At 65.0% G+C, this 13,058-nt stretch carries 12 protein-coding genes; 7 read left to right on the forward strand and 5 right to left on the reverse strand.

Annotation, left to right across the window (positions count from 1 at the left end):
• Positions 1-1,136: 1,136 nt before the first annotated feature.
• Positions 1,137-1,829, reverse strand: coding sequence for a hypothetical protein (locus HWX00_RS31745; protein ID WP_124609901.1), 693 nt, complete (start codon positions 1,827-1,829; stop codon positions 1,137-1,139).
• 812 nt (positions 1,830-2,641) lie between these two features.
• On the opposite strand from HWX00_RS31745, the gene HWX00_RS31750 reads away from it, so the two are divergent.
• From HWX00_RS31750 to HWX00_RS31765, 4 genes are all read left to right on the forward strand, one after another.
• Positions 2,642-2,794 (forward strand): hypothetical protein, encoded by a 153-nt coding sequence (locus tag HWX00_RS31750; protein ID WP_175028264.1) that lies wholly within the window; start codon positions 2,642-2,644, stop codon positions 2,792-2,794.
• Between the two features lie 59 nt (positions 2,795-2,853).
• A complete protein-coding gene (locus tag HWX00_RS31755; RefSeq protein ID WP_124609902.1) occupies positions 2,854-3,531 on the forward strand; it encodes a helix-turn-helix domain-containing protein in 678 nt (225 codons plus the stop codon).
• A 106-nt stretch (positions 3,532-3,637) separates the two neighbouring features.
• Positions 3,638-5,365 (forward strand): ATP-dependent nuclease, encoded by a 1,728-nt coding sequence (locus tag HWX00_RS31760; protein ID WP_124609903.1) that lies wholly within the window; start codon positions 3,638-3,640, stop codon positions 5,363-5,365.
• Positions 5,366-5,552: 187 nt separating this feature from the next.
• Positions 5,553-6,752 (forward strand): UvrD-helicase domain-containing protein, encoded by a 1,200-nt coding sequence (locus HWX00_RS31765; RefSeq protein WP_376698810.1) that lies wholly within the window; start codon positions 5,553-5,555, stop codon positions 6,750-6,752.
• 154 nt (positions 6,753-6,906) lie between these two features.
• Here the strand turns inward: HWX00_RS31765 and HWX00_RS31770 are convergent, their stop codons facing one another.
• The 3 genes from HWX00_RS31770 to HWX00_RS31780 form a co-directional block, all read right to left on the reverse strand.
• The gene (locus tag HWX00_RS31770; RefSeq protein WP_175868171.1) at positions 6,907-7,311 is read right to left on the reverse strand and encodes a hypothetical protein; all 405 of its coding nucleotides are present in this window, start codon (positions 7,309-7,311) and stop codon (positions 6,907-6,909) included.
• Positions 7,254-8,465 carry a chromate efflux transporter gene (gene chrA, locus HWX00_RS31775; protein ID WP_175028263.1) on the reverse strand — a complete coding sequence of 404 codons (1,212 nt, stop codon included), beginning with the start codon at positions 8,463-8,465 and terminating at the stop codon, positions 7,254-7,256. The genes HWX00_RS31770 and chrA overlap by 58 nt, the downstream gene beginning before the upstream one ends.
• A gap of 87 nt (positions 8,466-8,552) precedes the next feature.
• The gene (locus HWX00_RS31780; protein ID WP_175028262.1) at positions 8,553-9,260 is read right to left on the reverse strand and encodes a Crp/Fnr family transcriptional regulator; all 708 of its coding nucleotides are present in this window, start codon (positions 9,258-9,260) and stop codon (positions 8,553-8,555) included.
• 81 nt (positions 9,261-9,341) lie between these two features.
• Between HWX00_RS31780 and HWX00_RS31785 the strand changes: the two genes are divergently transcribed.
• The 3 genes from HWX00_RS31785 to HWX00_RS31795 all read left to right on the forward strand — a co-directional run bounded on the left by HWX00_RS31785 (position 9,342) and on the right by HWX00_RS31795 (position 11,595).
• On the forward strand, positions 9,342-9,866 hold the full coding sequence (locus HWX00_RS31785; protein WP_124670941.1) for an Mpo1 family 2-hydroxy fatty acid dioxygenase: 525 nt from the start codon (positions 9,342-9,344) through the stop codon (positions 9,864-9,866).
• The gene (locus HWX00_RS31790; RefSeq protein ID WP_124670940.1) at positions 9,859-10,905 is read left to right on the forward strand and encodes a 2-dehydropantoate 2-reductase; all 1,047 of its coding nucleotides are present in this window, start codon (positions 9,859-9,861) and stop codon (positions 10,903-10,905) included. Before HWX00_RS31785 ends, HWX00_RS31790 begins: the two co-directional genes overlap by 8 nt.
• A gap of 84 nt (positions 10,906-10,989) precedes the next feature.
• The gene (locus HWX00_RS31795) at positions 10,990-11,595 is read left to right on the forward strand and encodes a class I SAM-dependent methyltransferase (protein ID WP_059560288.1); all 606 of its coding nucleotides are present in this window, start codon (positions 10,990-10,992) and stop codon (positions 11,593-11,595) included.
• A 19-nt stretch (positions 11,596-11,614) separates the two neighbouring features.
• Here the strand turns inward: HWX00_RS31795 and HWX00_RS31800 are convergent, their stop codons facing one another.
• Positions 11,615-12,889: an EAL domain-containing protein gene (locus HWX00_RS31800; RefSeq protein WP_034191133.1), complete on the reverse strand. Its 1,275-nt coding sequence runs from the start codon at positions 12,887-12,889 to the stop codon at positions 11,615-11,617.
• Positions 12,890-13,058 lie beyond the last annotated feature (169 nt).

Genomic DNA, 13,058 nt, shown 5'->3' on the forward strand with positions numbered 1-13,058 from the left:
GCAGTGCCTTTACCGAGCGCAAGCAAAAAGATGTATCCCAGAGAGCAACTCGTTGCTCGAGCGTGGAACGTTGTTCGGCTTCTACTCATCGGCGATGTCGATGCGCCAAGCGCACGAGTGGCGAATGACGATACGGCCGAAGCGGTTTCAAGGACGTAATACGAGGAGTTTCATCCCGACTTCTTCTCAGAGAAACTTGGCCAAGTACAACATGTATCGTTGTACGGCGTGCATGGAAGTGGATGTGTGCAGATACGGCCTGGCGTATTGGCATACGATCCACCAGGTTCCGGGGATACATCATTGTCCAATCCACGGCCTTCCTCTCCTGGGAGCCTGTAACGCTTGCGGCCGAAGTCAGGGATCTAACAGTGACTGGCATCTCCCTCAACCGAGTTGCCCGCACTGCGGTAATGGCCAGTTCGATTCACGATCTACCATCCTGACGCGCGGTTATCTACGTCACTTGGACTTAACTTCTGAGCTCTTTTCGAGTAACCGCCGGGCGATATCGCCTACCCGGCGGATGGCGTTGTACCGTCGAGCATTTGCGACGGAGCGAAAACGTTATCCGGAACGCATAATTCGGTCGCTGCTGCGAGATTGGGAGTGCACGTCACTGCGTCAACTTTCGAACGTGGTTGGGGCTGAGATTACACCCGCGTTCGTAGAGCGGGCGATAACTGGCAATGACGGTGGTGTGAATCCGATTGGTCAGTTGGTGCTGGTGGCATTAGCCCGTGCGTCCGTTTCTTGACAGGAGTGAGAAGTAGAGCTGAATGGACGTCGCCCCATTGGGCTTTTGAGTGCGGATCTCATGTGCTAACTGTGACGTTGACCGATAGTACCTGACCACAATAGTACTGAGCAGGTTGTAGCAGTTACAACTCAGTGAGCACGAGATGGCAAGATCTGAGTAGACTATGGTGGATACATGCGACTAGCCGCGGACCGCGGAGCATGCTTCGATATTTCTCGCAATTACAGATTTGGCTACCCCATCACCGACAGTTTTCATGACGCTCACTGGAGCGATGAGCCTGTCTTGCTATCAGAGTTGCCTGATCTCTACCATGTGTATGTCATCTGTGACGCGGCCGGGCAACTCAGCGTCGCTATCGATAAGTCGCGAGAGATTACTGGCGCGGCTCGCCCAGTGGACGCTCAGGTTCCGTCATTTCCACCGTGGAGACAGTTCCGCGCGCGGTCACGACCTTGAATAAGGTGTCTGCGTAGCTAATCGGGTTTCGGTAGGCCCAGGCATCGACACCGTTCGCAATTGGTTCAAGGTCGTTGCCCATTAGGTCGGTTCGCTCTTGGCGCAATTCCTGAAGGAGTTCACTGACCTTTAAGGTTTTGGGCTTTTGTTCCCCGCCCTGTGCAGTCAGTAGCTTCCAGACCAAAGGGGCAACCTTTTCGCTAATCATTGTTGGGGCGCGCACGATGACAGTTCGTGCCTCACCCCCGTCAAGCATGATCGGCAGGGAGATGTGTTGGCCGTCTACGGTTTCAAGGTTATCAAACTTACCGCCAACGAAGGTGCGCTTACCGTGCACAATGTTAGATAAGTCCTGGTTCACAATAGAGAGACGGTCCTCGCTCTGATTGGCAATCGTGACTTTCCAGCACAGACCGATTATCCCCATTTTGGGGCCGCCGCTATATTGCACGGCACACTCACCGGTTGGGATGGCTGTCATGGTGAGTGCTTCGCGCTTTGCTTCGTTAGCCTGCCACGAAAAGAACGCGGATGCGCTACCGACAATTAACGCGAGCGAAGCGACGATCGAGTTGATCCATTCGTGCAGGTTTGTGCTTTTTGATGCCATTTATATAGACGGCGCATGAGCCGCTTGTCTAGAACGTTGAGAGATTGTATCGGCAAGAAGAAACCCGCTCGATATCTTCGCTGCTCGAACGCCGGGCTGGCACTGTGGCGTTGACCGAGACGCCGGGAGGGCGGTGACGGCCATCAACGGTCGTTCAGAGCGATGGTGCCGGCGACCAGTCTTAGACTGGCGGCTGTCCGTCCCACGATGCTTGCGAGCGCCAGCAGACGAATTCTGCGGTCATTGCGATTGCGCTCTGAACGGGACCGTCGATTCGGAATCGCGAAGCGTCTGGGGCGGGACGCCGGGATGGTTGCCGGAAGACGCCACTGGCGACGTCTACCCAAAGTCGGCTGAAAGGTTACCGCCATTCTTTTCCACGAACAGGTGGCGGGCGCGGCGGAGAGTTCGTCAGATGGTGCATGGTGTTGGTCGAACTCACGGCGTCTTGAGGCCGCTGTCCAGCGAGACAGTCGCGTTGGCGCAAGGCCGTTTTCGTTACTGTCCCTTAGTACGCAGCGCAAAGGGGCGAGGCCGCCAGGCCGTGCAAAATTCGAACAAAACCCCCGGTACTCTGTATAGACGGTCGCATTCGCTTCCCGAAGGTGACTTCAGTTCACGGAGGCGCAGGATAGCCCCTCCCGTGAACTAAGCTAAGCATCGCATGAACGGCGCGCGACGAGCATAAGTTATTGCTGCATAAAGCTTTTCAAGATATTCTGGCTTGTAGATCCTGCACCTATATCTAGATACACTTTCCTAAAGTCGATAAATTCCGGTTCATCAGCTCAACGTCCGAAAGGAAGGACCAGATGAACAAGGAGTTGCTGCTTTTCTGCTTGGATTGGTTGTCGGCAAACGCGCCGTCGCTGGTCCAGTTGCTCACCGCGCTGGTGCCCGTCATGGCGCTTGGGGTCGCCGGGTACGCGCTTTACCTCGCGTCGAAGAAGGGGGGCCAGAAGTGATCCGATCCTCGCAATGGCATCGACTGCCCTCCGCACCTGTGCTCGCGGCTCTGCCTGAGATGAAATGGAGCACTGCTGACAATGCGAGGCCTGCAGCTGAAACGTCGGCGCTGATGTTGTTTGTTGCGCTCAACTTCATGGCGACGGCATGGCTCGACGAGCAAGGGCGGTACGTGGCAGTCGCCGAAGGGACGTACGTTGATCTTGGCGAGGCGACCGGCTTATCGCGTGCGCTGATCTCGGCAGGACTGCAACGCCTGGTGGCGCTCGGTCTGATTGCGCCTGAGGGTTCGCATCAGAAGCGCCGCTATAAGATCAATTGGCCGGAGGAGCACCGCTTCTTCAAGTTGCCCTGCCATGCGATCGTGGCGGGCAATGTGATCAAGCCGTTCGCGCATTTCACAATGCGCTCGAAGCACGAACTGCACGCTATGAAGCTTTACCTCTACTTCGCGGCGGTTCGTAGCAACCACGCCTATTTTTCGATGGCATCGTACGAAACCATCTCCGAGCGGACTGGCATCTCCGAGCGGGACATCCGCAAGGCGATCAGTCTGCTGATCGGCACCGGGCTGCTGGTCGGAATCAACCGCGACCACAGCCACGTCTCGACTGTGAATGAGCCAAACAAGTACTACCTGACGGGCTATCAGGCGCTGGTGCAACAGAAGAGCGGCACCCCCGACGGAGGGACCGCCGTCACGCCGCCATCGACGGTCGCAGTTGCCATTACCTAGCGTGAGTGGGTGCACCGAGCAGGATTCCCGCGGCGGCTTCGTTCTGCCAACAGAAGAAGGAAACATCGCGGGCATGGCGTGCATGGCGGACAGGACGGAGTATGGGATGCAGGTAAGACAACTGAAGATCAGCAACTTTCGTGGGATCGGTGCACTCGACTGGAAACCGCAGTCTCCGCTCTGCTGTCTCATCGGCGTGGGCGATACCGGTAAATCCACGGTCCTCGACGCCATCGAGGCAGCCCTGTCCTCACGCTGGCTCACCTTCAGCGAAGTTGATTTCCTCGATGGAGATACGGCGACGCCAATCTGCGTCGAGGTCACGGTCGGAGAATTGTCGAAGGCACTGAAGTCAGACGAGCGCTTTGGCCTGTACATCGGCGGCTGGTCGGTAACTGGGACGCTGAACGACGAGCCGGAAGACGGCGATGAACCGGTGCTCACCGTGCGACTAACTGTCGACGCCACGATGGAACCAATATGGGAGCTAGTCCGCGACTCTGCCACCCACCCGCGCACACTCTCGAACAGGGACCGAGCGTTGTTCGGCCTGGTGCGGCTGGCAGGTGACGACGCCCGACACCTGACTTGGGGCCAAGGCTCGGTGCTTGCCAAGCTGACGGGTGATGCCGACGACGCCGCTCGCAACCTCGCCGATGCCTACCGCACGGCGCGCAGCAGCGCGAAGCTCGACAAGGTGACGGCACTTGCGGATGCCGCGAAAGTGGCGCAGGCGCAGGCCTCCTCCCTCGGCGCTTACGTGCAGGATGAGTACGGCCCCGGCCTAGAGCTGCTGCGAGGTGGGTTCTCCACCAGTTCGATCGCACTCCATGACGGCAGCGTCCCTTTGCGGCTCGCGGGCCTAGGAACTCGGCGGCTGGCGACGCTGGCAATTCAGCGTTCCGCCATCACGGAAGGTGCCATCGTCCTTATCGACGAAATCGAACATGGCCTTGAACCGCACCGTGTGATCGGCGCGATTGCACGCCTCAAGGAGGCACAGGCGGCCGCCGCGACGGAGAAGAGGGCGGTGGGACAGCTTCTCATGACCACGCATTCCGATGTCGCTATCGGCGAGATCGAGGCGCGCAGCCTCTATGTCGGGCATCGCGACAGGGCCAGCAAGTGCGTCGAATTCCACGCACCTTCGATGCTCTCATCCTTTGCGAAGTTGATGAAGAAAACGCCGCGGGCTCTGTTCGCGCGCCGCATCGTCATCTGCGAGGGCGTGACAGAGGTGGGTCTGTTGCTTGGCTTTCGCGATCCCTTGTGCTCACGCAATAGGGGTGTCCCCGTCGAACAGCGCGGCGTCGCTTTTGCAGATGGCGAAGGAGCGCAAGCCCCGCAACTGGCAATAGCGCTTGCGGCGCTCGGCTACCCCGTCGCCTTGTATCGGGACTCCGACCGTCCGATGACACCGGACGAGACGCGCGACATCGTAGCCGCCGGCGTCGTAGTCTTCCAGTACGACGGCGCGATGGATACGGAGACGTCGCTGTTCACAGCAGCGAGCGATGCGCAGGTGCAGGCGCTGCTAGACTACGCTCGCGCCGAGAAGACCGAAGAATCGGTCGCTGCGACCCTGAAGGCCAGGGACGCCGAGCTGACGCCTGAGACGACGAGCCTTGCCTTCGACACGTGGCAACTGTTTGTTACCGCAGACGGGGCTGCCCTTCGCGCGACTCTGGCGGAAATTGCATCAAAGAAAAACTGGTTCAAGGAACTGCATTCGGGGCGCGCCATCGCGCCCATCGCATGGGAGATTGTCGAGCAAGCGCCCGCATCGGCTTTCTCGAGGTGCGTACGAGCGCTGGAGGCTTGGCTCTATGCCTGAGGCCCGCATCTTGGCCGAGCTTCCCGTCGGCTCTCTAATCGCACCGGCGGGCCACGGAAAGACCGAAGCCATCGCGAAGACGGCGGCGCTAGGTATCCGGACGCTTATCCTCACACATACACATGCAGGCGTAAACGCGTTGCGCAGCAGGCTGAAGCGTCTCGGCATACCTGCAGGTGCGGCGAACGTGGACACCATCGATGGATGGTGCATGCGCTATGTGCGCGCCTTCCCCAAGCGCGGCCACCCGCCAGCGGGCATGCCCACCGGGGCCGAATGGAGCGCGCTTCGGCAGAACGCCCTCAACGTGCTGAAGATCTCGGCGGTCCGCGACGTGGTGCGATCCTCGTATGACCGTATCCTGATTGACGAGTATCAGGACTGCGATCCCGGCCAGCATGCGCTTGCCATCGCGCTCTCCGAGATTGTTCCTACGATCGTATTCGGCGATCCGATGCAGGGCATCTTCGAATTCGCGAACGCCAGGCTGCGCTGGCAGCGCGATGTTTATCCGATCTTCCCGCTCGCGCTCGAATTGGAAGAGCCGCGCCGCTGGCAGAAGAAAAACCCGGCCCTTGGTGCTTGGATCGCCGAGACGCGCCAGCGCCTCATCCGCGGCGAGCGCATCGATCTGGACTCCGGTCCGGTCACGTTTCGGTACACCGACGAAGCCTTCGACATGGGCGCGTTTTTCGAAGGTATCGGGGATCGCGAGGGAACATCCGCTGCGATCCATTGCCGCCGGGGCATGTGTGACAACCTGGCCCGCGCAACGCGAGGCATGTACCAGTCCATCGAGGAGGTTGCTGCTAGGCGGCTGACGAGATTCGCTTCCGACTGGGATGGCAGCGCAGACGCACAGCAGCGTCTGGACACCGTCTTGGCCCTGAGCAAAGATTGCTTCCATAAGCGCGAGAAGCAACCCAACGAGGAGTTGTCGCCCGACCAAACGCAGGTCATCGACGAAATGAAGACTGCCGCGCGACAACTGGGAGGCGCTGACTGTGCCGAAGCGGCTCGCGAGTTCATGCGGCTCGCGCGGCGTCACCCGCGCTGGCGGTTATTCCGGGGGGAACTATGGCGCGACGCCGAGCGTGCACTGGGCGAACTGGCTGCCGATCGGGCGGCTAACCTCGCCGAAGCCGTGCTGAAGATCCGACTGCGTGTGAGTGCTGCGGGCCGCTCTCTGCAGCGACGGACGATCTCGACGCCCCTGCTGCTCAAGGGCCTGGAGTTCGATCACGTGCTGATTCCCGACGCCTCGCACTTCGGCAACGAGGAGTACGCGCAGGCGAAGCTCTTCTACGTCGCAATCTCCCGAGCGACGCAGAGCCTGACTATCACCGCACCGGGTCGGTATGTTCAATTTCCACGGCCCGATCTATGAGGGGGATGCTCTTTAGGTGGGGCAATCGGGACACCGCGCGCACGACCTTGATGGCCGCTGTTCGTGCCTCGACGGCGGGGTTCTTGTACGGCGGCGGTGGAAGTCGTCGACAACCCAGAGTCTTCCGCAATTAACGCTGGCGGTGTGATCGTCTTTACCCGCCCACTGCGATTGCACAGATGAACAAAAAAGCTAGGAAATATGCTTTCAATGAGATTTCATGTCGGGCTGAAAACGCAGATGACATAGGAAACATACGCAATTTTTTATGATTGAATAGAATTTCATGCGAAATTTGATATAAGGAGCCGATGATTTCCTGTTCCAACCGCGCATGCGCGAGGTTGGTGCGTTCCAAACTTAATTGCGAAACATTCCAGACTTTATTGTCACGGGACACCGGCGCCGGCGTGCCGCCACGGCGCGCAGCACCCCGAAAAAGCCCTCGTTTCGAGGGCTTTTTTGTTTTTTGTCGCGCGGGCAGGCGGCGCGCGTGCCGGATCAGGCGGCCAGCCCGAGCGCCCAGCCGAGTGCCGCGCTCGCAAGCACGACGGCCCATGGCGGCACGCGCCAGAACACCAGCGCGACGTAGGCGACGAGCGCGGCGGCCAGGTCGCGCGGTGCGACGATCGTGTCGGTCCAGACCGGGTGATAGAGCGCGGCGAGCAGCAGCCCGACGACGGCCGCGTTCACGCCCGCGAGCGCGGCCTGCATGCGCGTGCTGCGGCGCAGGCGCTCCCAGAACGGTGCGGTGCCGGCAATCAGCAGGAACGACGGCGCGAAGATCGAGACCAGCGCGAGCGTGCCGCCGAGCCAGCCGTTCGGCGCGTCGCGCAGCGAGGCGCCGAGGAACGCCGAGAACGTGAACAGCGGTCCCGGCACGGCCTGCGCGACGCCGTACCCGGCAAGGAACGTCGAATCGCCGACCCAGCCGGGCGCGACCACGGCCGCCTGCAGCAGCGGCAACACCACGTGCCCGCCGCCGAACACGAGGGCGCCGGTGCGGAAGAACGCATCGACGACGGCGAGCGTATCGGAGTGGAGCGCGCGGGCCGCGAACGGCAGCGCGACGAGCAGCGCCGCGAACAGCGCGAGCCACAGCATGCCCGCGCGGTGCGACACGTGAAGCGGCAACGGTTCGTGCGCGTCGCGTGCCGGTTGCGGCAACAGTGCGAGGCCGGCGGCACCGGCCGCGGCGATCACCGCGATTTGCGTCCACGCGGCCGGCGCGAGCAGTGCGACGCACGCGGCCGCGGCCATCAGCGTGACGCGGCGCGCATCGGGGCACAGCGTGCGCGCCATCCCCCAGACGGCTTGCGCGATCACCGCGACCGACACGATGCGCAGCCCGTGCAGCGCGCCGGCTTCGATCGGTGCGCCCGTCGCGTGAACGCCGAGCGCGAACAGCATCATCAGCAGCGCCGACGGCAACGTGAAGCCGAGCCACGCGGCGAACATGCCCGCATAGCCGGCGCGCGCGAGGCCGATCGCCATCCCGACCTGGCTGCTCGCGGGCCCCGGCAGGAACTGGCACAGCCCGACGAGATCCGCATATGTGCGTTCGCTGAGCCAGCCGCGCCGCGTGACGAATTCGGCGCGGAAGTAGCCGAGATGCGCGACCGGGCCGCCGAACGACGTGAGGCCGAGCCGCAGGAACGCGACGAAGACGGGCCACGGATGACGGTGCGGGGCGGCGGCGGTCGATGGATTCAAGATGGGGCGCGGGGAGATCGGACGAGCCGACACGATAGCGCAACGCGGCGGCGGCGGGGCGGCGTGCGACAGCGCGGTACGCGCTGCTCAGCGCGTGCCGTCGCCCAGCCCGCTCGCGCGGCGCAGCGCGTCGATGTCGACCAGCTCGATCTCGCCGACATGCAGCCGCACGACGCCGTCGGCCTGCAGCGCCTTCAGCAACTGGTTGGTGGTCTGCCGCGTCAGCGACAGCATCGACGCGAGCGTTTCCTGCGACAGCCGCACGCGCGTGCGCCCGGCGCTGATGCCGCCGTAGCCTTCGGCGATCATCAGCAGGCGCGCGGCGAGCCGCTGCGCGGCCGGCATCACGCTCATCGCCTCGACGGTCAGGAAGCTCAGGCGCAGCTTCTGCGCCATCAGCAGCGCGAACTGCCGCCAGTATTGCGGCGTCGCATCGAGGATCGCGAGCAGCGCGGCCTGCGGGACGTGCAGCAGCAGCGCGTCGTCGAGCGCGATGGCGTCGTGCGTGCGCGGCTGGCCGTCGAACAGTGCGATTTCGCCGAACCACGTGACGGGCTCGGCCACCGTCAGCAGCGCTTCCTTGCCCTGCGGGTCGACCGCACCTATCGTGAGTGAACCGGCCAGGACCGCGTACAGCCCGCACGGCGGGTCGCCGCGCCGGAACAGCGCGTGGCCGGCCGGCAGGCGGCGCAGCGCCGCGCCGGCGAGCAGGTCCGCGCGCAACGCGGGCGGCAGCGCGGCGAACCACGGGTTCGCTTCGATCTGCGGCAGGTATGGGGCGAGCAGAGCTGGCATGGGCACGCGATGTCGGGTAGCTGACAGAGGTTGTCGGGCGTGACGCGCATCATAGCGCTCAATAACCGACCAGGAGACGCGATGAAGACGCTCGAAGACCATCTTTCGCAGTATGCGGCCTACCATCGCGACGCGCGCAACATCGCGACGCATCTGGTCGGCATCCCGATGATCGTGTTCGCGGTCGAGGTGCTGCTGTCGCGGCCGGCGGTCGGGATGCTGGCCGGCGTCGCGCTGTCGCCGGCGCTGCTGCTCGCGGTCGCGTTCGTCGTGTTCTACCTGCGCCTCGACCTGCGGTTCGGGATCATGATGACCGCGCTGTTCGCGCTCGGCCTGTGGGCCGCGCAGTCGCTCGCGTTGCTGCCGACCGCGCAATGGCTCGCGATCGGCATCGGCGCGTTCGTCGTCGGCTGGATCGTGCAATTCGTCGGGCACTGGTTCGAAGGGCGCAAGCCCGCGTTCGTCGACGACCTCGTCGGCCTGATGGTCGGGCCGCTGTTCGTCGTCGCCGAAGTCGCGTTCTTCGCGGGGCTGCGCGCCGAGGTGCGCCGCGAAGTCGAGCGGCGCGCGGGCCCCGTGCACGGCGGCGCGCACTCGCATGTCTGATGCGCCGGTCTGCGTGTTCGGCGCAGGTGCCGTCGGCTGTTATCTCGGCGGCCGGCTCGCGGCGGGCGGCGCGCACGTGACGCTCGTCGGCCGCGCGCGGATCGGCGATGCGATTCACCGGCACGGGCTCACGCTGACCGACCGGCGGGGCTATCGCGCGACGCTCGCGGCGGCCGATGTCGCGTTCGCGACCGATCCGGCCGCCGCGGCCGACGCACGGCTCGTGCTGGTCGCGGTGAAGTCGGCCGCCACGCGGGAGGCAGCCGGGCAACTGGCCGGCGTGCTGCGGCCCGGCACGGTCGTGATCAGCTTCCAGAACGGCCTGCACCATGCCGACACGTTGCGCGACGCGCTGCCGCAAGCGACCGTGCTGGCCGGCATGGTGCCGTTCAATGTGATCGAGCGCGGGCCCGGTGCGTTTCACCAGGGTTCGGCCGGCGCGCTCGCGGCCGACGCGTCGTCCGCGCTGCAGCCGTTCGTCGGCGCATTCGCGCGTGCCGGGCTGCCACTCTCGCTGCATCGCGACATGCGAGCCGTGCAGTGGGCGAAGCTGCTGCTCAACCTGAACAATGCGGTCAATGCGCTCGCGAACCTGTCGCTGCGCGACGAGCTTGCGCAACGCGCGTACCGTCGCTGCGTCGCGCTGGCCCAGCGCGAGGCGCTGCACTGGCTGGCACGCGCCGCGATCCGGCCGGCGCGGCTCACGCCGCTGCCGGCCGGCTGGGTCCCTGCCATGCTCGATCTGCCCGACGCGGCTTTCCGTGTGCTCGGCGGCCGGATGCTGGCGATCGACCCGCTTGCGCGCTCGTCGATGTCCGACGATCTTGCGGCGCGCCGTGCGACGGAGGTCGAGTGGATCAACGGCGAGATCGTGCGGCTGGCCGCGCGCTTCGGCGCGCAGGCGCCCGTCAATGCGCGCCTGTGCGCGCTCGTCCACGACGCGGAAGGCGCGGTCGTGCGCCCGGCGTGGCGCGGCGACGCGCTGTGGGCCGAACTGATCGCGCGGGCGCCACGCGCGGGCGACGTGCGGGCCGCGTAGGCCGGGTCGCGCGCGGCGCCGCAGGCCACGCGCAACGGCTAAGATGCGGGGTGCGTCATACGACGCCCTTGCGGAGCACTCACCATGGTGGATCGCCCGACGCTCGACGCGTACGACGCCCATGCCGCGCGATATGCGCAGGACTGGCTCGACCAGGCCGCGCCCGACGACATGTACGCGCTGCTCGAGCAATATTTCTCGCCGGGGCCGACCGCGGACGTTGGCTGCGGCGCCGGCCGCGACACGGCCTGGCTCGCGTCGTGCGGTTTCGACGTCCGCGGCTACGACGCGAGCGCCGCGCTGCTCGACGAGGCGCGCCGGCACCATCCGGACCTGCGCTTCGAGCTTGCCGCGCTGCCGGCGCTGGCCGGTGTGCCGTCCGGCGCGTTTCGCAACGTCCTGTGCGAGACGGTCGTCATGCACCTCGAACAGGCCGATGCGGCAGCGGCGGCCGCGCGGCTGGCCGATCTGCTGATGCCGGGCGGCACGTTGTACCTGAGCTGGCGGGTGGCGGGACACGGCACGTCGCGCGACGAGCGCGGCCGACTCTATACGGCACTGGATTCGGCGCGGATGCATGCGGCACTCGGCGCCGACGTGCAGGTGATCGACGAGCACGAGGTCGTCGGCGCGTCGTCCGGCAAGCGCGTACACCGGCTGATCGTGCGCAAGGCGGGCGGCGCCGCGTGACGGCGGCGCGCCGTCGCGCTTACTCGCGGTTGAGCGCCGCTTCCCAGTTGATGTCGACGCAGAGCACCTGCATGCCGGTCGCCGCGGGCGCGGCGATCGACGCGGTCACGCACAGGTGCGCCTCGTTGATCGACAGGTAGGGCGCCGTCAGGTGCACGCGGCCCGGCGCCCGCATCGCGTCGATGAAGTACGGGCGGCGCTCCCAGCTGGCCCCTTCGGAATGCAGCAGCGGACGGAAGCGCTTCGCGCGTTGCGACACGCTGCCGCGCGCGAGCACGTTGTCGCCGATCTGGCGCCCCGATGCATCGAGCAGGAAGCAGCGCGCGGTTTCCGGCAGCCCGAGCACGGCGGCGGCCGCGTCGGTGAGCGGCGCGTCCGCGCCGAGCTTCTGGCTCGCTTCCTCGAGCGCGGCGACGTACGGCGCGAGCCGTTCCGCCTGCGTGCGTTCGCGTTGCGCGACGCGCAGCCGCAGTGCGGCCGACAGCGTATCCATGCAGCCCGCGGCGGCCTGCGGCTGCACGGGGTCGACGCTCGGCCCCGCGAAATACTGGCCCTGCACGAAATCGACGTCGCATTCGAGTGCGATCAGCGCGTCGCGTTCGGTCGACAGGCCGCCCATCAGCACGAGCTGGCCGGATTCGTGCAGCAGCGACACGAGCCCCGGCAGCACGCGTTCGAGGTGCGAGTGCTCGCTCGCCTGCGCGAGGATGCCGCGGTCGAGCGTGACGATGTCGGGATGCAGGTGCCACACGCGGTCGATGTTCGAATGCTTCGCGCCGAACCCGCCCAGCGCGATCAGGAAGCCGGCCTTGCGCAGCCCGTCGACGATCGCCGCGTAGCGCGGCGTTTCGCCGCCGGCCTGCTCGGGTACCTCGAGCACCACGCGGTGCGGCGGCAGCCCGAGTGCCTTCAGGTTCGCGAGCAGCGCGTCGCCGTAGACGGTGTCCATCAGCGCGGCCGGATGCAGGCTCAGGAAGAGCCATTCGTCGTGACTGTCGAACGCGTGGAAGTTACCGAGATGCAACGATTCGGCGAGCCGGCCGAGTTCGAGGAGGTCGCCGCGCCGCGCCGCCTGCGTGAAAACCTCGTGCGACGCCACCTGGCGGCTTTCCTCGTCGTGCGCACGCAGCGACGCGTGATAGCCGATCGCGCGGCGGTGCGACACCGAGAAAACGGGCTGGAACACGCTGAACACGGTGTATCCGCCGTACAGCACGGTGCGCCGGTTCCCGTCGTCGCCGGCGACGGGGCGGGGCGGCTGAAAGCCGGGGGGATCGATTTCGATCATGCTCATGATGTCGGCCGATGGAAGACTGCCAGTTTACCTAGAGAATAGGCCAGCAAGAAGCATGCACGGCATCGCGCCGCGTGCGGCCGCCCGTCGCGGCCGGGACGGGGCGCATCGGCGCGTGCGTTGCCGGGGGCGGTCTGCACCGTCCTGGTGCGCGCGGCGGCGGCGCGGC

This window comes from Burkholderia seminalis DSM 23518 (assembly GCF_902832885.1).
Taxonomy (GTDB): domain Bacteria; phylum Pseudomonadota; class Gammaproteobacteria; order Burkholderiales; family Burkholderiaceae; genus Burkholderia; species Burkholderia seminalis.